Below are 18,958 nucleotides of genomic sequence, written 5' to 3'. Positions count from 1 at the left end.
AAAGGAGCCACCGCATATCTGCTGACGTCGCCTCCCTTTTTCTGAGTCGGTTCGTCAGGTTGTACTGAGTTCGTCTATGCTGATTTTGAAGGATGCGGATGTGTTTGCGGCGCGTAGCCGCCCGCTGAACCTCATGAGGTTTGGAGAGCGTGGAGCAGACGAAGATATCAGATTGATGATCCGTTCGTGCCCTGGTGCCATATGAAAATAGTTATCCTCTGGAGTAAATCCCTTGGTGTCGATGTAAACAGATTGAGCAAATTTCTTTGTGTGCACCCGGACTTTCCAGTTCCCGCTAGAATCTGCAAAAGCAGTGCCCCTCAGACCCGTGTCCGATCTCGTGATTTGTTGGAAACCGGCGGGAAAATAATGTGCGTGAATGGTTCGGTCGTCAGCCAGGCTATCACGTGCTTCGGCGACGGTTAACCGGGCTGCAATTAAGGCAATCCGATTCGGGCCAAAACGGTAGCTGAACGTTGGATCGAAAGAGTGACCGACCAGGCGCTCGAAATTCTCCCGGAACCTTGATCTGGCAGCGACACGGAGGTTTAAAGTAACCTGTTTAATACGACGGTCCTCGTGGTCGAACGCCTCGAGATCGAGCTGTCCACACAGGTCTTCCGGTCCGTCATTGATCACATAAACATCAAGACCATTCAGACCCTCATCACTGAAGAATACAGAAATGGGTGACATTACCCTCTTGATGTAGTGATACGGCGCCTTGGGGTCGCCTATCGAGTCCACGAGCCCCCACCCCGAGCCGAGCCAGAGATCTTTGAAAAGCCATATGAGCGCTCCGCGGCACCGAGCCTCGTCGCGGCGCCAGCTCGAAAGCACGCGCATCATCACCTCTCCGACGGTGATCCTGCTCAGGTATAGATAACGATCCGGGTCGCTATAGCGCAGGTCACGCGCGCTGATACCAAACAGTTCTTCCAGGTAATGATCGGACACGTCTGCGAAGTCCCAACCCGATCCTGCATCACGCGGGACTCTCTCTTTATATTTTGGATCGTGCCCGGGCGCTCTGTTGCCTAGCAAGGTTAGGAGAGGCGCGGTATCGGGTGGGATGGAGAAGGCCAAGCACTCAGCGGCAAATCTCGGCTCGTTGAGGCGCTCATCTCCGAAAGGACGGAGATAGGCTCCGACTCCAAAATAGTGTGACACGCCCCAATCTGTGTGGAATGGCAGCGCACCGCCACTCGGACTGTTCTCGCAATAGGGTACGTTTGGGTCGATCTCTGCGCAGAGACTGGGCAGGTGCTCTTTGAAGAATTGACCTTGCCAAGTCTCTTCCGGCAAGCCCATCATGGCGCCTTGCTGGTAGACCTCGCTTCCGCCGCAAATAATTGCAAGGGACGGATGCCTGCAAATGCGCCTCATCTGCGTTTTAACTTCTGTTTCTACAACAGCAGCAAAGGCTTCGTCAGCGAAGGGATAGTCCATGTTTGCAAACATGAAATCCTGCCAAACTAAAAGCCCGAGCTCATCGCATAGTTCGTAGAAGTCCTTGGTTTCGTACGCCGTGGTTCCCGAGATTCTCAGCATGTTCATCCCGGCGTCCCGAGCAAGCGTGAGAAGGCGTCGATATTCTTCCCGAGTTCCTCCATGGTGTTGGAGATCGGGAGTGATCCAGTTGGCACCTCTGCAGAATATCTCTGTCCCGTTGATGATAAAAAGGAAATCATCTCCATCGGGGCCTTTGCTGACTTCGATGTGGCGGAAACCCACTTTCCCAAGATCGACTTCAATGGCCCGGTGAGTAAATTGGAGAAGGACGCTTGCCGGGTAGAGAACCGGTTCACCATGGGTGCTGGGGTACCACGGTCGAACACCTTGAATTTCTGAAGCCAGTTCGATGCTGACCCTATGACTTTTGGACGTGACCACTTTGCAGTTCAGCTCAAGGCCTGCGACTCGCAACAGGGCCGACTGTGGAGCTTCCTGCTCGTCCAGCCCCATTCGCAGGTGCAACTCGCCTTGCTCCCGCTCTAGAGAGTACGACGTCACCAAACTCAAGTCGCTGACTTGAGGACCGTGATGAGTTGTGAGCGTGACCGGCCGAAATGGTCCAACGGGCTGAGCAACTGGCGACCAGCCTGGCATACGACCAATACAAGACGTCCGAAACAGGCGAAAATTCTGATGGCGCACCAAGCGTGTCTTCCATCGGGGCCTAGGTTGTTTTGCTTGGAGCATAGGTTCCAGCGCTTCACATCTGATGAGGAGACGGTGTTGTCCTGGTGCAAGATTGCTCAGACGAAGGCAACGGGGTTGAAACATCGACGTGCTCTTGAGGATTGATTGCTCGTCCAGCCAAACCTCTGCGACTGTTGCTAAACCCTCGAAGGTCAGGGAGTGGGGGGCGTCCGGTTCTGAGTCGATGGTGAATGTGCATTGGAACCAATGATCGTATGCGTCAAGATTGTAAGATTCCGAATGAACGTCAAAGCCGTTCTGAGTTGCGGCCGCACCTGCAGTGCCAGCTGCAAGCGCTGGCATCCAGCCTTCGCAAAGGACCGCGGCGCCCGGTTCGGTCACTTCGCCAGGTTCCGTCTGGAGCCAGCGCCAGTGCTCAAGCGTGATCTGTACATCGCTCGAGGCACGCGCTGAACTGTCAACGTAGTCGACCTCTGAGATTGTGGTCATGGTGTCAAGGCGCTCGCCAGTTTGTCCATCCCGCGCGCCCAATGCTCCTCCAGTTCGGTGATATTGGCCGATAGATCCCTGACTTTGCGGGTATTGACGATCCTGGCAAGTTTCAGAACACAGGTTTTCGCGGTGTTGGACAAGGCAACGAAATGCTCTGCCGGTTCAGAGAGACCCGAAACCCCGCCATTTGAGAGCCAGCGCAAATACTGTGCTGTGAGATCGAAATTGGCGCCGCACTGACGCAAAGTTGCGAATACATACAGGTGGTACTTTTCCAAGTCCCCCTCGGCCAGCCAGGCTAGATCATCGCTCAGTCTGGTACCGAGTGCCCGCATTGGATTTCTTTCAGGTCGATACGACAGATACTGTCTAGCCAGTTCGCGGGAAAGCTCGACGAGCTGTGCGGTAGGACGGATTGTCAATCGATCGAGGTCAAGCAATTCGCAATAGGGGGGCAGATAATCAGCCGGACCATCTCGGCCGATCCGAAAAATACCATCGTAGTCCTCCTCATGCAGGCGAAAGTGCCCGGCGTTGTGAAAGTAGCTGAGAGCCTTGGTCTCCCTATCGATCGACGTGATGCCAATTGTGGTCTTTACATGTGCCCTTCGATAGTCTGTTGCGCGGGTATCCGGGAGGTAGAAAGAGTCTACCTCGGGACAAACAATACGCCCCGCATTCACATGTTCCTCGACGTGATCGATGAGCGGGCGCCAGAGCGTCAATTCCTGAACGTTGAGGCCGTAAAGGGTTCTCATATCCGATAGTGGCGGTTTGAAAAACGTGAAGTGGTCACCTTCAAAATCGCTTGCCAAGGTGAAAGCCATACACGCGAATGCGTCCAATCCAAGGCCGTTCAACATACTGATGTACACATCGGTGTAGCAGTTCGTTTCGGGCCAGTTTACGCTGCAGTATTGCCGACTAAATGAGTCGTAAGCGTCAGGATCCAGTCGCACTTCGAGATCCTTCATTTCCAAAGCTGTTTCTGCACTTCGGCCGGCCATTCACGAGGATCCATCCCATGGGCTCTCAGCAGTGCTAAAACGGTCCGTTCAATTCCGAATCCTAGGCAGGCGGTATGGGCAACCTCGCCATCATGTGTATAGATTCCGAAAGTCCTTCCGAAGTGGTCCCGGTGATAGTTGAAAGAACTGATAGCAGTTCGTTCTTCTTCGACGGTTATTTCAACGCTTATCTCGAATTTCAGCTGCTGCTGCCGTTGCGACACCGCCATCATTTTGCCAGAGCGTCCGAAGAACGGATCCGATGCCTCGTCAACTTGGATATCTAAGCCGAGACCGCCCAGAAGCGCCTGTGCGCGTTCAAGCCAGAGTGAACGCCACTCCTGAACTTGCTCCGGGCTGCCTAGACGAACCAGTTCCCGTTGACGGAACGATTGCATTCGCGCTGGGTCGTCAGACGGTTCGCGCCGGAAGACGTAAGGACTCGAAAGATCCACAAAGCGACCGTTGGGATCCAACTGTCCAGCGCAGGTTGGGTACAGTGGATAGCAAGCAGCCGGGCTCATTGCCAGATCACTCATTTCCACCAAGTCATCCCAATTCTGACTCATTCTCATTCTTTCGGTCAACGTTAGATGCGCGCTGTTATCGCCGCAGAAGCAATGAATGAAGCCCGCAAGGTGGGGCATCGATTCCAAATAACCTGTCCGTTCCAGCGTCGAACGTGGAATCATCGGTGGGAAGCTGAGGCGCTCGGCGCCGTCTGCACTCGAGTAGGAGCCCACCAGTGCTGCGAAGCGCGTTGCGACGTCTTCGAACACCTCTCCGCGTCCATAATATCCTTTGACCCCAGTAGGAACGATATGCCCGGCCGCAACAAGACAATCGAAAAAATCGCGCTGAGGCATTACTCTATTCATTTTCTAATCCCCTTTGTGGACCAGCATCAGGGTTGCATTGGTTGTGCGAATTCGGTCGTTGCTGATCATCAGAGCTGCTGAATGCGCGTCGCGAAGATGTCGGGAAAGGCTTACCTCGGTGCCGTTCATATAGGCTAAAATTCCAATTGCCCTTAAAGCGCCAGTGACGATATCAACGACCGCTTCGGAGGAATTAATCTTCAGGTTATTCAATCGAAGGGTGAACGCTACATTGTCCAGAGCCGCCTCATCGTTCAAATCGTCCAGTCTCATGAATTCGCGCATGACAGCATCGATATCGCTTTTCATGGACTGCAAGCGCGCATCCAAATCCGTTATGTTATATGCGACCTGCGGTATAGTGCCGACCTGTTTTCTGGCTTGCTTGCGGAGTACGGCTCGCGCCTTGTTCACCGCGCCTGTGGCAATCCCAAGCCAGCAGGAAGACCAGAGAATATGAGAGTAGGGCACCTTCGTGAGCGTCGTGACTTTGCGGAAGTCTTTGCTAATAATCTGCTCGATAGGCGCGCGAACATTGATCCTTCCGCCTTCGCTGCAGGTGCCGCGCATGCCGATCGTATCCCATGACCCCTTGTTAGAAATCGAATAGTCGCCTTCCAGAGCGAGAATCATGGCTTGATCACTGGGCGCGGCATCGGGGTTGTTTCGAGCCGTTACCAGAAGATCGTTGGCGCAATCCCCATAGGAAATCGTCGTAGCATGCTTTTCCAATGTGAAAATGGGGCCTGCTATTTCCAGCGCGCACTCGCTCCGCCGCATGTTGCCGCGCGGACCAACCTCTGATGTAGAAGATGCGATCAATCTCTGTTCTGCCGCACAGCGACGAAGATATTGGCTGACAAACGGGTTGTCATCGCTGTGCCTAACTAAGCTTGCAACCATGATGTGGTGCATAGCAAGGATCAGACCGCTGGAGCCGCAGTGACTTCCAATTGTGCGACAGTGTCGCGCCAGTTGCTCGATGGTGCATCCTGTGCCGCCGAGTTCTTTCGGCACTGCCGCGCTGAGAGCGCCTGCTGATCGCAGCGCTGCGAAAGTTTCCTTGGGGAAACGCGCATCCTTATCTACAGAATAGGCCGCCGGTGCCGTGACATCACGCCCGATCTCATCGATTCTGGTGTCAAGAACTTGGATGCTAGGCGCACTAAAAGGATGTTCACTCTGCTCGACCTTCGGTTCGCCATCAAAGATGGTCATGCTGCAGCGTCGGTTAGCGTAGCGACCGCCTCGCTGATTGATGCGATACTTTCGAAGACCTCAGGTCGTAACATCTCGTCAGGAAATTCAATGTCGAATGCATCTTCCAGCGCCAGCATAACCTGCACATTGGCATGAGATGTCAGGCCGGCGTTGTAGAGATCATCATCTACGCTCAAATTCGCCACTGGAAGTGTTAGACGAGCGTGCTCTTCGACCACAGCACGGATTTTAGTTTGGAGTTCTAGCATTAGACTTTTCTCCTAATAGGTATTCACTAGTTACTGTTTACTGTCATCAGAGTTATAGGATCCGTAGCTTAGACTCTGATGAATTGACTCTACAGTTTTGCTCTATATTCATTTGAAAGCTATCAACTTTAAGAATTTTTTGCTGGATATTTTTTCGACTTGAGAGGAAGTGCCCAGAACCACGGACTGACTCTTGAGGTCCCGAGTAACGATTGCACCTGCCCCAATAAAGCAGTCGTCTTCGACGGTGATACCATGCGTCAGTGTCGCATTAGCTCCGATGAAGCATCTCTTGCCGACAGATGCGTTCCCTAAGAGGGTCGCCGAGGCAGAGATGAAGGAGTGATCGCCGATCCGGCAATCGTGACCCGTAACCACGTGGTTCCAGAGCTGTACATTCTTGCCAACTTTCGTATTCGGGTTTAGCGCGACCAACGGTAGTATGAGACTGTTTGCACCGATTTCAGTATTCGACGGAATATGTGCTTGGGGATGAATGATTGAAATAAGTTCGTATCCCAAAGCTTCAGCGGCATTCACACGCGCTTCACGGACGGCGTTCAAATCCTGGAAGCCCATCGCGATAAACATCGAAAATTCCTGTGAGGAAAATTCCTCTGCTATACTTTCGAATGGTACGACGGGCCTTCCATCTACGGAATCACAGTCTTGGTAGGCTGCGTCCACAGTGAATGCGGCAACAGAACAATGAAGTTCATTTGAGAGATAATAGCTTACTACTCTGGCCGTGGGGCCAGTTCCGAAAATTACAACCGGTTTCTTATGAAGCTGGTGTTCAACCTGATAAGATGTTTCTAATCGCGCCTTAATAAAATCTGGTTCATTCACAAAGCAAAAATTCCACGAATCAACACTTAACCACTGTACCATCCCAGCGGTATGCATATCCACAGCAGCTTTCCATCAGCTGGTCTGAATTATGGAGCGTGTGGAAACAGTTCCGGCTTGGAAAGCAAATTAGTTCTCGTTTTAGCTCTCGTTCCGATGTGTGACCAACACTGGCCCCTGTCATTCAGAGACACGACTCGCTATCGCTCCACATCAACTCTGCTAGGTGATTTCGCCAGCAGTAAGTTCCTCGTCGCGAATGACTAAACTATTTAGCCATAATCGATTGGGGAACGCTCCCGTCATTTAACCAAGCCTCGAGGGGCGTTAGCGGATCCAGAGCAGCTGCGTTTATCCCTCCGGGCCCAGACTGGACCCCACAATGATCCAATCCCGGCACCATGAAGAGGGCAACGCTCTCCCTCAGCACGTCTTCCCCGCCGGCCACTTTGGAGGCCTGTTCGTACCATTCGACCGTCTTGTATGGTGTCACGAGAGCATCTGCCCAACCATGATAGACGATCATTTTGCCGCCTGCTTCACGAAACGCAGAAATATCTGGATTGTCACCATTGTAAGCTTCTGTAGAAGCGGCCATCCGCGATGGATCCATCTCGAAATCGAAGTCCATCGGCGTCCAGTTCGGGCCAGGATCTTCATCAAACGCCATGTATTTGCCGAAACCGTCTGCCAAGGCAGGTCCGAGCTTTCCACGCCCGTCGGCATCCCCGGTCAGCCACAACCACCAGAAGGGTTCGGATCCTTCTGGCACACCGCCGGGGTAGAGTTGCTCGCCGGCTGCGTTACGTGGCCCATCACGCCATTTGCCGAGCGTGTCGAGTTGTTGGTTCGTCAGTCCGAGTCCCTCGTAACTGATGTCACACTGGCGTGGGTCAGCGATCACACCGTCTTCCAAGCCGTCCACGGCGTCGCACTGGTCAAAAACGGCTTTTTCGACAATGGCGGCTTCGTCAGGTCCAAGAATCTGAGAACCGTCAGGCGCTGTGTTTGCCTGAACGATCCACGATATCTTGGTTGCCGCGAAACCGGGAAAATCCATGGCCGGTGCGCCTGAGATGATACCATCGAACATTTCCGGGTAGCGAAGTGAGGCGATATGTGCCATGCGACCACCGTTCGAGCAGCCCTGGAAAATCGCCTGCTCTGATGCATTGCCGTAAAATGCCTCGATCAGCACATTGGCGACGCGGTTTGTCTCACCGATGGAGCGCCAGCCCCAGTCCCGTTCGGCATCTGGATTGTTGTACGCCCATTCCGCATCAACGATCGACGAGCCCAGGTGACCGCTGTCAGACCTCGCGGTCGCATAACCACGCTCGAGCCCGAGACGCATCGCGTTGACCCAGCTTGTGTTGGCATCCTCACGTGCCAGAGTGCCGCACAAAGCGGCACAGCCAGCTTGATAGAACTTGCCGTTCCAACCATCCATCGGTAGCCCGACTTCAATTGAAATTGCTGGCAAGGCTGTGGCCCGAATTTCGCAATAGGCTGGAAGCGTATCCGAGGCCGCGATCGCGCGAGCGGATGTGATATGCCCCCCGGATATGCCGACATGTTGCAATTCAGTACACTCGTCAGAGCTATGCTGAGCGGCTGCAGGTAATCCAGTCAGCGAAAGCGCAAAACCAGCCAGCATATAAAGCGTCATCTGTCGCAAGTAACTTCTCCGTTCGCTAGTAAGTTATTATGTCATTCAAAGATGCCTAATCTACCCGGAGCGCGACGCGCGTCTCTGCTTAGTCGCTCCTATTCAAGAATAATTGTTGCATTTCATTGCGGATTTGCTCGTCGGTTAGTTGCGCGACGTCCGGGTGAGTTGGAAAATTGACCAATCTATTGAAGATATCTCGGGAACGTGGCGTCGATGCGAGCGGTTTATAGTACTTCGCCAATACGATTGACTGCGAGTTGTCACATTTTTTCGGAGTAATCTCTTGTGTTGCCAGGAGAGGCCAACTCATCGCGATCGCCTTACCATCGAACGGAAGGAGCGGGCTGAGTCCCACAGTTTCGGCAATCTCGATGACCCGTCTGATCTGTTCAAGATAAAGTGGCGCCCAATCATGAAAACGTGCGAGGCGGTCCAGATGAAAAGCGCAAGAAATATCCGACAGCTTACCATTATTTTGCCAGCAGGCAGCTGGAAACGGCGCAGGCCCGTAGATGAGAAGGGATCGTAGATTTGCATATTCATCCACTGGGACAAGCGCCAAACCACCTTCCCCTACGCCGTAGGGTTTAGTGTGGTGCAGGCTAAAACACTGCCATGGCCAGTCAGGAACCTGCATACCCATGCCCGCAGCGTTATCGAACAGGAGTGCCTTTCCCGTCCGCTTTGCAAAATCAATATACGGTTGGAAATTGCGGCAGATACCATGTGGATTTGTAACGATCACACCGTCATAGGAGTTGAGGCCAATGCTCTCCAAGATCGACAAGTCGAGCAGCCCTACTTCGTCGCAGTCGAGAAATGCGACATCAGAAAAATACCCGCGACCCAAGTTGCTGAAACTGAAGGACGATGCCAACCAGCGAAGGGGGCGACCATGCTTTAATTCATGAAGTCGTGCCATCGCTTCTAACGCAACCGCGCCGTTGCTGCATGGAAAGAGCGCGTGATCTGGCGATAGGTTCATGTGTTGCCGGTAAGCTTCAATCAATTGGTGGAACAATGGCCCCTCGTTGGCCCATTGATTTTCTTCCTGGCAAGCCGCTAGCAGTAAAGAAATACGTTCTAGGTCCGGTGTTTTGCTTTCTATGAACGATACTCTGGGCTTCGGATCTTGGACGTCGGCTGCGTCAACCTCGACCACTGGTTTGGAATGCTTCTGGTGTTCCCGTAAATAAATCTGTTTCATGTTTTACCCTAAGCGCCTATCGGCTCTGATGTTTACTCCCGATCTTCAAACGTCACGAATTCACTGTAAAGCATTCATAAGTAGAAACCTTGAGTCGATCGAAGGACTACCGAGAAGGATTTGACCTGCATATACGAGCGATCTCGTTTGCCATGGTGCCCATTGTTATGTAGCTACGTTGTCCAATCTCGACTTAATCCGCAACCGACGTATTCACACCTAAGAAACCGTGCCAGCCCACCTTACATCGTTCTGCAAACACTCTACTAGGGGTGAGGGAGACAAAGATGTTCGGTTTCGGCATGGTACCCGACATGATTTTCGTTGGAAACCAAGACACTTTCACCGATTGAAGTATCTGTCTAAACCACGTTTACTTCCAGAATTAAGGTATTCGCGATTGTTTCGGCGTCGTGCTAGACAGCAGCCTGATTTCAGGCCGCCCTATCAACCGGAGGCAGCACATAACATGAGCAGAATTGGGAGGCCAATCGTCGTTTATACGAATGCCTTTGACGAGACAGCTGGGGGACCCATTGTGCTTCATAGGCTTGTCGATCGCCTTAATCGCCTAGGTGAAGACGCTTATGTCTACCCCAGAACAATGCAGCATCCATATCCCCCCTTGCCTGAATTCAAGCCTCGCACTTGGGTAAAGAGGTGGTATCTCAACAGATTGGCACCTTTTAGAGCCCGGAAAGGCTTTCGTACCCACCCCGATTTTGAAACACCGGTAGCGAACAAAAAAATCCTAAAAGAGGCAATCGTCGTTTATCCCGAAACTGTTGACGGCAATCCTCTGAGAAGTAAGCGTGTTGTGCGCTGGCTCCTCCACAAACCAGGTTTTTTTCGCCCATGGGTAAGCTTTGGCCCAAACGAACTGACGTACTTCTATAATCCAGAATTCGCGCATGGTGTCGTAGGAATTGATCAAGAAAACCACCTAAAGATCAGTTGGCTCCGGAGTGACGTGTACTTTGATCGCAAGCTACCCAACCGTTCCGGCGCATGCCGGTTAATCCGGAAAGGCAGATTCACCGGCCTCTCGGAAGTTCCTGAAGGCGATGATGCAATCCTCATTGATAATATGACACATGAAGAGAAGGCTGACGTCTTCAACAAGACAAAGGTTCTCTACAGCCATGATCCATTCACACAATACACGATATACGCAGCAATGTGTGGCTGCATTCCGGTTGTGATTCCGCAACTAGACAAATCACTACACAACGAGTTCAAAAACAGGCCAGATCGTTGGGGAACAGCGTACGGCGATGAGGAAATCGAGTGGGCCCGAGAAACACGGGGCAAACTACTCGACAGGATTTCCAAGGAACAAGAAAGTGAGAATGAAATGCTAATGGCTTTCGTCGACCGACTTGGGGAACGCTTTTTGGATTGAGAGGTCTTGCCTGTAAAATTTCAGACTTGATCTGACGTATACCTCAGCGGTTTTTGGTGAGAATGGGGTGTTGGCTGAACTCGGCAAAGGCTTCACTCAGCCATACTTGATTATAAAACCGCAAGAAGAAAGATATAAGAATGAACTCTACATGTGAGCCGCCCCGATCAAGGCATCGTCAGAGTGAACTTCAATAAATTGCTCGCTTTGCCGAATTGTGGCAGATAGAGGAACGAATAAGCAAAACACAAAGAAGGCTTTTGAGATATTTCTGACTAATAGCTTAGAGGTCGACCCATCCGAGATAAATCCTAAATGAATATACTTTATGTAACGCGATCTGATAAACCTAGACGCTCTGGGCCCAACTTGCGTTCTGAAATAAAGAAGAGCTTTAAGTCTGCCACTCTAGCAATAAAAAGACACTTTTTCTTTTCGGCCATTGACGGATTCTTTGAGGCCGCGCTTAGCCACGCTGGAAACGTAACTCGCGTTTCGAATTCTAGATTTTCAGAAAGAAGCCTCATTGGACAGGATGTCTTAGTCGTAAATTTGCGCTGTGTGGATGGTAAACTGAGAGGTGACTCTTCCAGGTTGATAGAGATGGCAAAAGTCTTTCCTGGTACAAAGGCACTATTTGTTAATGCTGATGAAGCGCAATTTATGCCTGATGATGAAGTCCTCGATAACTACGATATTATCTTTAAGAGAGAACCGTTTTCTGACCTAGATCGATACCCAATTAGTTCTTCTAATAAACAAAAAATCAAACCGACGATGTTGTCTTGTCCTTATTTTACGCATGCGCCGTATAAGTTATTGAACGCGAAAAAGCATAAAAAACTCCTTAAGCAGGATATTTCAGAGAAGGAGATGGATGTTTTTTTTATTGGTAAGGCTTCCAAGGAACGTATCGAGGCTTGGGCGAAAATACAGAAAACACCTGACTTAAGGATATCTGGTGGGCTGCTGCCTCGCAAAGGATTAATTCAAGTAGATCCTTCCTTATTGACCGCGCCAATAACGGAGAAGCACTTTATTTCTAATCTTAAAAAATCTCGAATTAGCCTTGCCATTGACGGGCATGGAGAGTTCACATTCAGGCACCTTGAAATCTGGAGCGCTGGTGGTTTTTTGCTCGCCCACGCAAACCTGAAAGACATTTGGCTACCTTTATCTATGCGCGAACACGATCACTATGAATGCTACGGTGATGTGGATGAGCTATTGGAAAAGATAGACTACTTCATCAGGCATCCCGAGGAAGCCAGTCGTATAGGCGCAAAAGGTCGTGAGGTTTTCCAAAACGAGTATTCTGTGGAGCTTCATGGAAATGATATTCGCAAGAACTTAGTTGAATTGAACTAGGCGATGTTAAAAATTGGCGCAGCCAGAGGCGGATCAATGTGATGTTGATGAAGCCAAGGTAGCTTTTTGCGGTTTTGTCGTACTGGGCGATGACGCGGTGACTAATCTTCAGCTTTTTTGAAGCAGCGCTCCAACAAGTTGTGCTAAATCAACGTAAAAAGCTGAAGGATTTTTGGAGGCCAACAAATATTGTGGTGCGGCTACGGTCGTCATTGTCCTCTTCGTCCAGCGCGGTGTAGGATATCCCGCTGACCAACCCCCAATCAGCAGTCAGATCATGACGATAGTTCAGCCCGATTTCGATGCGTCGGGTATCGTTCCTATCGTCATCCAATGCGTTTTGATCGAAAATATCCAAACTAACCCCAAAGCTGGAAACGGGGTTGATTTCCTGATCATAGGCAGCGCGTAGAGAGGTATTGATATCTTCATTATCCTCATCACCGACAACCACTCGCTGACTGAGTCCGAAGGTCAGTTGAGCAGCGGGCAGATCATACCGGTAATTAGCTTCGATCAATGGGTCCGAACCTACCGCATCAGCACCCGTCACACCTAGAGATACATCCAGCGCCCCAAGGGGCAGGTCCATATCTCGACTGACAGCCAAGAAAGACCGCCGACCGTCTGAATTGGCAAAAACTTCTGACGCATAGCTCAATCCGAGGGTCCCATTGGGCATTTCGCGCGTAATTTCAATCTCACCACTAATACCATCATCGTCTTGGTTTGTTCCGCCCCTGCGCTCAATCTCGGTGTAACTCAATCTGGCGTTCACGGTTAAGATCGGCGTTACCGCGAACTCGGTGGCAAGGCCTAAGTCTTTTTCTTTTCGATCCGTGCCATCCGGATTCTCAGTATCAAAATCAAAGTACCGCCCTATCAGGCCTAGTGTGACACGAGGATCGATGCGAAAATCTACTTGCCCAGAAAATTGGTCCAACGTGTTGTCAAAATTATCATCAGTATCTTCGAAATTGATCTCGTTGTGGTCCCAATTGAAACTGGCCCCCAGCGGAGCTTCTTCTCCGACAGCACCCCGCAAAGCATACCCAAAGATTCTCTGCGTACCTTCCGTTTGAGAGATGATATTACCATCCTGATCGAAATCCTGGTCGGTAAAAACAAGGTCTCCATCGACATCCGATTGGCGATACCGCAGATTTCCACCCACAGAAGCGTTGCGGGTTGCTCGGCTGTAGTTGAGCGTTGCGAAAGAGTTGTCGAAATCAAAATTTTGGTCATTGGTGTCACGGAACTCTTCGATGTCGGTTCCGAGGTCCAAAGAAAAGTTCTGGATGCTGGTTGCGCTTTCCAGCCCAAATCCGAGAATCGTGCGCCCAAAGAAATCAGAGTCCCCATCGACATCCAAATCCGGATTGTCGCTCCACTCCAGCTGTTGCGTAACGTCCAATGTCATGAGTATGCCCGAGGGTACATCCTGAGCGCGCACACCCGGAGTGACGCAAATCAAAACCGCACAGGCCAAAGGCCCCCGTCGTACTACAATAGATTTTTGCCTGTACGCTGTTTCGCTACTCGAATAAGCGCCTTGTTGGGACCAGAATAACATCTCCGTCCTTTAGCTCGATATCTGTTGTCACGGCTCCATTCGCGAGAGCCTTATAGTTCAGAATTGTTACACGTTGCACGCCGTCAGCGCCAGTGCGTCGTAACTGAATACGTTTTATAGCAGCAAAACGGGATACTCCGCCGCTGACAGCCACCGCCTGCAAAAGAGTGGTTCCACTTTCAACCTCGACGCGGCCCGGGCTATTCACTTCTCCTATGAAAAATACATCAATCGTTGGACCCGAGAGGCCGCTGAACGTTGTCGGATCCTGAAACGGCTCGACCCCCACAAAAACCGTTGGCGGGGCTGCAAAATTCGAACTTAGCGCATTGCGTAGCGACGCCTGCAGTTGGCCAATGGTTCGATCGCCTGCGCGAAGCGTTCCAGCAAAAGGAAAACTGATCTGCCCGTTTGGCAAGACTGCCACCGCACGATTAAGACTCGGGTCTTCCAGCACTTCGATCTGAAGTATATCGCCAGGTCGGATGCGGTAATCACTTTGTGCATGAGCCGTAACTGCACTTAATAGCACAACCATGACCAAAGAAATTAAATGAGCGAACTTCATAGTGGATGCCTTTGCTACAACAGCAGAAATGCTGAGAAAAATAGCTTAGCAATACAATACATAGAAGAATAGCCCTTCAAAATCGATCCCGTATTGTAGTGATTAAGTCACGTTTTCGGAATTTAGGGTATTTTAGGACCAACAACTTCGTTCTGACGTTTGGCCTGCAAAGAAAACCACTTTCATCATTGATCAATCTCTGAATCGCGTCGCCGAGGCGGCGTGCTGGTATCTATGGATATAGTAATGCACTGTGCATAAATGGTCAGCTGGCTTGAGAAACTCATATGGGCGGATTCAGAATGACTGGGTCTTTCCATCTTGATCTATTCAAGGGGATAGGGCGCCGATAATGCGCCATCAAAGGGCTGCTGGGCGCTATATCAGATTTAACAGATACTGACCGTATTCATTCTTCTTATAGCGTTCCGCCTGCGTTACAAGATCGTTCCGAGTGATCCAGCCCCGCTCGAATGCGATCTCTTCGGGGCATCCGATCTGTTGCCCCTGGCGTATCTCAATGGTGCGGACAAAATTTCCGGCATCCAGCAGACTGCCATGCGTTCCAGTGTCGAGCCAGGCATACCCGCGCCCCATACGCTGGACCTGCAACGTGCCGTCTGCCAGATACATTTCCAGCAGCGTGGTAATTTCCAGTTCTCCTCGGGCGGATGGCATCACATGCCGCGCCTTTTCCGGTGCTGTGCCATCGACAAAATAAAGTCCTGTAACAGCAAAGTTCGACGGTGGGATTTCGGGTTTTTCGATAATGCCACGGACAGTACCATCGGTGTCGAAATCCACCACGCCGTAGCGTTCCGGATCCACCACCTGATAGCCGAAAACCGTCGCCCCCGTCGTTGGGGCCGCGCGCATTAGATCCGGCAGCCCATGGCCGAAAAAGATGTTGTCGCCTAAAATCAGCGCTGAGGGGCTGCCGGCCAGAAAATCCTCAGCCAGCGTGAAGGCCTGCGCGAGACCGTCGGGGCTCGGCTGAACGATCCAGGTCAGGGTGATGCCGAATTGCGCACCGTCTCCAAGCATGCGCTGGAACTGCGCCTGATCTTCGGGTGTGGTGATGATGGCGATTTCGCGGATACCGGCCAGCATAAGTACCGATAGAGGGTAGTAGATCATCGGCTTGTCATAGATCGGCAGCAGCTGTTTGGAGACGCCCAGCGTGATCGGGTAGAGGCGCGTACCGGAACCCCCGGCGAGAATGATGCCCTTGCGTGCGGTACCGCTGTTCGTCATGTGAGTGCCTTTACGATCTGATGCGTGGCGCTGCGCCAGTCGGGACGTGTAATACCGAATTGGGACGAGAGTGTGGAGCAGTCCAGCCGGGAGTTAAGCGGACGCGCCGCCGGTGTCGGATAGGCGCTGGTGGGGATGTCCTCGACCGAGATATCTCGGCCTGCAGCCTCGAATATCTCACGAGCGAATCCGGCCCAAGATATGTCCGCCGCACCTGAAAAATGGTATATCCCGCCCCTGTCAGGATCTGACAAAAGCGTTCGGGCGATTGTCATGCAGGCCTCGGCAATGGTGGCCGCAGGTGTCGGTCCGCCGATCTGATCTGAAACGATGGTCAGGTGATCCCTGGTCTGAGAAAGCTGCAGCATGGTTTTCAGAAAGTTGGAGCCATGGGCGGAAAACACCCATGAGGTGCGCAGGATAGCATGGGTCCCACCCGAGTTTTGGATCAGAACCTCTCCTGCGCGTTTGCTTTCCCCGTAGACACCCAATGGTCCTGTCGTATCCCCCGGATGCCATGGGCGATCACCGCTGCCGTCAAAGACATAATCGGTTGAAATATGCACAAAGGGAATGTTGCGGCCTGCGGCATGATCCGCCATGATACCGACAGATGCGCCGTTGACGGTCATTGCGATGTTGCGCTCGGTTTCGGCCTTGTCCACTGCGGTGTAGGCTGCCGCATTGACGATGGCGTCGGCTTGCGCCGCTTCGAGCGCTTCGCGCACCTCCGCAGGTCTGGACAGGTCTGCCGTGTCCCGGCCAAGGCATGTGACCCCTTCGAAGCGTGCCAGTTCCGTGGCCACCTGGCCGGTCTTGCCGAAGACAAGGACTTTCATGGGACGGACCCGAGCCGTTTACCCACCCCATCCCGGTTTTGCAGCCTCCGCCACCAGTCCTCGTTGTCGAGATACCACTGCACGGTCTTTTCAAGCCCTTGCTCCAGCGTCACAGACGGTCTCCAGCCCAACTCGTCGCGCATGCGGGACGGGTCGATCGCATAGCGCAGATCGTGGCCCGGCCGGTCGGCTACAAAGGTGATTTGGTCGACATAGGACGAGGGCGCGCTTTGATCCGTTTCGGGATTTGAGGACCCTGTTTCCGCTTTTTTTGTGTCTAATATTGTGCAAATCATCTGGACCAAATCAATGTTGCGCACTTCATTCTCGCCCCCGATATTGTAGCTGCGTCCGACGCGGCCCTTGCCCAAGACTGTCAGCAGAGCGTCCGCATGATCTTCTACATAAAGCCAGTCGCGTACATTTTCTCCGGTACCGTAGACCGGGATTGGCTTGCCGGCGAGCGCGTTGAGGATCACCACTGGGATCAGTTTTTCGGGAAAGTGGTAGGGTCCATAGTTGTTCGAGCAATTGCTCAGTAGCACAGGCAGCCTGTAGGTCTCGTGCCAGGCACGGACCAGGTGGTCAGAGGCCGCTTTTGAAGCCGAATAGGGCGACCGCGGATCGTAGGCGGTGTTTTCGGTGAACTGGCCCGTGTCGCTCAGCGATCCGAAAACTTCATCGGTGGAGATGTGATGGAAGCGAAAGCCCTCGGGTCTTCCACGACTGATCCAATGACGGCGTGCCGCCTCCAGCAACTTATAGGTGCCGGTGATATTGGTCTCGATAAAGGTGCCCGGTCCGTCAATCGAGCGGTCGACATGGCTTTCGGCCGCAAGATGCATCACTGCATCGGGTTGGTGAGTGGCAAAGATACGGTCAAGCGCTCCGCGGTCGCGGATATCGGCCTGTTCAAAAGCGTAGTTGGGGTGCTCTGCGACAGACGCCACATTGTCGAGACAGGCCGCATAGGTCAGCGCGTCGAGGTTCACGACCTCATACCCACGCATAATGGCCAGTCGCACCACGGCAGAGCCGATGAAACCCGCCCCTCCGGTGATCAGCAGTTTCACGTGGTGCCCTCCCAGACAAATGGGCTGTCAAAATCAGCAAAAGGCGGGGCGCTTGCGTCCTTATCGGACAAAACAGGCTCTAAACCGTATAAATTCCAGTCGATATCTAGGCTGTCAAAGCGCACCAGGCCTTCATATTCCGGTGCATAGTAGTCTGAACACTTGTAGAGGATTTCGGTCTCTGGCTGCAGGGTGGCAAAGCCATGCAGAAAACCCGCAGGTACCAAAAGTTGCCGACCGTTCTCGAAACTTAGCTCATAACCCACCCACTGCCCGTAGGTAGGCGAACCTTTGCGGATATCGACTGCCACATCGAACAGGCTACCCCTCCCACAGCGCACCAGCTTGTCCTGGGCATGGGGCGGAGCCTGAAAGTGCAGTCCACGCACTGTGCCGGTCTGAGAGGACAGCGAGTGATTGTCCTGAACCCAATCATACGTGAGCCCCTGCCCGGCCATGATGCGTTTGCTCCAGCTTTCGCTGAAAAAACCGCGCGCATCGCCAAAGCGTTTGGGCGTTAGCAACAGAACACCTTCTAAAGCCGTCTTTTCAACCTTCACGCCCCTGCCTTTCGAACCTTAGTAGGACTCTGAATACAGGGGCGGAAGGACAATGCAACAGTTTCAGAAGCTATTGCCGGAAATCCGCCCCATACTTCCGAGTTTCAATAGCACTCTACTGTGCACAACTGTTCACTTCGGCGTTTTCTGTCTTCACCCGCAACTCCTGGTTCCCGGGCACGTCATAAGGATCGGAGACGCCGATAGAACCCTTGATCTTGCCTCCTTGCGCACTGCGCGACGTGCGGCGGCATAGGCGACTAGGACAGAGATGATCAAAGAACAAGAAGTTATAGTCCGTGAAAGATGCCCGTCCCGCTTCAACCCTTTCGCCGGCTGTAGAGTGTCTTATGGGGCAAGCTTGGCCATCTGTTCGGCGGTTAGCCAACAAAGGTCACTCATGTCAGCACCCTGTTTTCTAAACCATGAATCACGCAGCAAGGTGGAAAGCAATAAGTCCTGAGCTTAGGCCGAAATTGATCCGGCCCAAGGAGTTAGCCAAGACCGTCGAACTGGCCAGTGTCGATGAATGTACTCGTAAATTCGAGATCATCATCAACGGGAGCTGTATCCAGTCTGACAAT

At 52.2% G+C, this 18,958-nt stretch carries 16 protein-coding genes and 2 pseudogenes; 2 read left to right on the top strand and 16 right to left on the bottom strand.

What is annotated here, in order from left to right; genetic code table 11:
* Window positions 1-54: 54 nt before the first annotated feature.
* The 8 genes from ACR0JG_RS19290 to ACR0JG_RS19255 form a co-directional block, all read right to left on the bottom strand.
* Window positions 55-2,652, bottom strand: a complete 2,598-nt coding sequence (locus tag ACR0JG_RS19290; protein ID WP_480572024.1) for a glycoside hydrolase family 2 protein — start codon at window positions 2,650-2,652, stop codon at window positions 55-57.
* Window positions 2,649-3,629, bottom strand: coding sequence for a DUF1839 family protein (locus ACR0JG_RS19285; RefSeq protein ID WP_480572021.1), 981 nt, complete (start codon window positions 3,627-3,629; stop codon window positions 2,649-2,651). Before ACR0JG_RS19285 ends, ACR0JG_RS19290 begins: the two co-directional genes overlap by 4 nt.
* Window positions 3,626-4,540: an amino acid--[acyl-carrier-protein] ligase gene (locus ACR0JG_RS19280; protein ID WP_480572019.1), complete on the bottom strand. Its 915-nt coding sequence runs from the start codon at window positions 4,538-4,540 to the stop codon at window positions 3,626-3,628. The genes ACR0JG_RS19285 and ACR0JG_RS19280 overlap by 4 nt, the downstream gene beginning before the upstream one ends.
* A gap of 3 nt (window positions 4,541-4,543) precedes the next feature.
* A complete protein-coding gene (locus ACR0JG_RS19275) occupies window positions 4,544-5,758 on the bottom strand; it encodes an acyl-CoA dehydrogenase family protein (protein WP_480572016.1) in 1,215 nt (404 codons plus the stop codon).
* Window positions 5,755-6,009, bottom strand: a complete 255-nt coding sequence (locus ACR0JG_RS19270) for an acyl carrier protein (RefSeq protein ID WP_480572013.1) — start codon at window positions 6,007-6,009, stop codon at window positions 5,755-5,757. The genes ACR0JG_RS19275 and ACR0JG_RS19270 overlap by 4 nt, the downstream gene beginning before the upstream one ends.
* Before the next feature lie 108 nt (window positions 6,010-6,117).
* Window positions 6,118-6,915, bottom strand: a complete 798-nt coding sequence (locus ACR0JG_RS19265; RefSeq protein WP_480572172.1) for an acetyltransferase — start codon at window positions 6,913-6,915, stop codon at window positions 6,118-6,120.
* 211 nt (window positions 6,916-7,126) lie between these two features.
* On the bottom strand, window positions 7,127-8,527 hold the full coding sequence (locus ACR0JG_RS19260; RefSeq protein WP_480572169.1) for a tannase/feruloyl esterase family alpha/beta hydrolase: 1,401 nt from the start codon (window positions 8,525-8,527) through the stop codon (window positions 7,127-7,129).
* Between the two features lie 88 nt (window positions 8,528-8,615).
* Complete coding sequence (locus ACR0JG_RS19255; RefSeq protein ID WP_480572010.1) at window positions 8,616-9,737, bottom strand: DegT/DnrJ/EryC1/StrS family aminotransferase; 1,122 nt, start codon at window positions 9,735-9,737, stop codon at window positions 8,616-8,618.
* A 469-nt stretch (window positions 9,738-10,206) separates the two neighbouring features.
* Here ACR0JG_RS19255 and ACR0JG_RS19250 point away from each other — a divergent pair, with 469 nt between their 5' ends.
* Together ACR0JG_RS19250 and ACR0JG_RS19245 are read left to right on the top strand one after the other, a co-directional pair.
* The gene (locus tag ACR0JG_RS19250; protein WP_480572007.1) at window positions 10,207-11,139 is read left to right on the top strand and encodes a hypothetical protein; all 933 of its coding nucleotides are present in this window, start codon (window positions 10,207-10,209) and stop codon (window positions 11,137-11,139) included.
* 603 nt (window positions 11,140-11,742) lie between these two features.
* Entirely contained in the window at window positions 11,743-12,507 is a 765-nt protein-coding gene (locus ACR0JG_RS19245) for a glycosyltransferase (RefSeq protein ID WP_480572004.1), read from the top strand.
* A gap of 4 nt (window positions 12,508-12,511) precedes the next feature.
* Here the strand turns inward: ACR0JG_RS19245 and ACR0JG_RS19240 are convergent.
* The 8 genes and pseudogenes from ACR0JG_RS19240 to ACR0JG_RS19205 all read right to left on the bottom strand — a co-directional run.
* Window positions 12,512-12,647 (bottom strand): annotated as a pseudogene (locus ACR0JG_RS19240) (IS5/IS1182 family transposase); the annotation flags it as partial.
* An 8-nt stretch (window positions 12,648-12,655) separates the two neighbouring features.
* The gene (locus tag ACR0JG_RS19235) at window positions 12,656-13,927 is read right to left on the bottom strand and encodes a hypothetical protein (protein ID WP_480572001.1); all 1,272 of its coding nucleotides are present in this window, start codon (window positions 13,925-13,927) and stop codon (window positions 12,656-12,658) included.
* Window positions 13,928-14,042: 115 nt separating this feature from the next.
* Complete coding sequence (locus tag ACR0JG_RS19230) at window positions 14,043-14,648, bottom strand: polysaccharide biosynthesis/export family protein (protein ID WP_480571998.1); 606 nt, start codon at window positions 14,646-14,648, stop codon at window positions 14,043-14,045.
* A 378-nt stretch (window positions 14,649-15,026) separates the two neighbouring features.
* A complete protein-coding gene (gene rfbA / locus ACR0JG_RS19225; RefSeq protein ID WP_480571995.1) occupies window positions 15,027-15,902 on the bottom strand; it encodes a glucose-1-phosphate thymidylyltransferase RfbA in 876 nt (291 codons plus the stop codon).
* A complete protein-coding gene (gene rfbD, locus ACR0JG_RS19220) occupies window positions 15,899-16,741 on the bottom strand; it encodes a dTDP-4-dehydrorhamnose reductase (RefSeq protein ID WP_480571992.1) in 843 nt (280 codons plus the stop codon). Before rfbD ends, rfbA begins: the two co-directional genes overlap by 4 nt.
* A complete protein-coding gene (gene rfbB, locus ACR0JG_RS19215; protein ID WP_480571989.1) occupies window positions 16,738-17,814 on the bottom strand; it encodes a dTDP-glucose 4,6-dehydratase in 1,077 nt (358 codons plus the stop codon). Before rfbB ends, rfbD begins: the two co-directional genes overlap by 4 nt.
* Window positions 17,811-18,374: a dTDP-4-dehydrorhamnose 3,5-epimerase gene (rfbC, locus tag ACR0JG_RS19210; RefSeq protein WP_480571986.1), complete on the bottom strand. Its 564-nt coding sequence runs from the start codon at window positions 18,372-18,374 to the stop codon at window positions 17,811-17,813. Before rfbC ends, rfbB begins: the two co-directional genes overlap by 4 nt.
* 63 nt (window positions 18,375-18,437) lie before the next feature.
* A pseudogene (locus ACR0JG_RS19205) lies at window positions 18,438-18,627 on the bottom strand (adenylyltransferase); the annotation flags it as partial.
* Window positions 18,628-18,958: the final 331 nt, after the last annotated feature.

This window comes from Ruegeria sp. AD5 (assembly GCF_056542345.1).
Note: the sequence above shows the minus strand (reverse complement) of the source record. Positions and strands in the feature narration are given on the sequence as shown.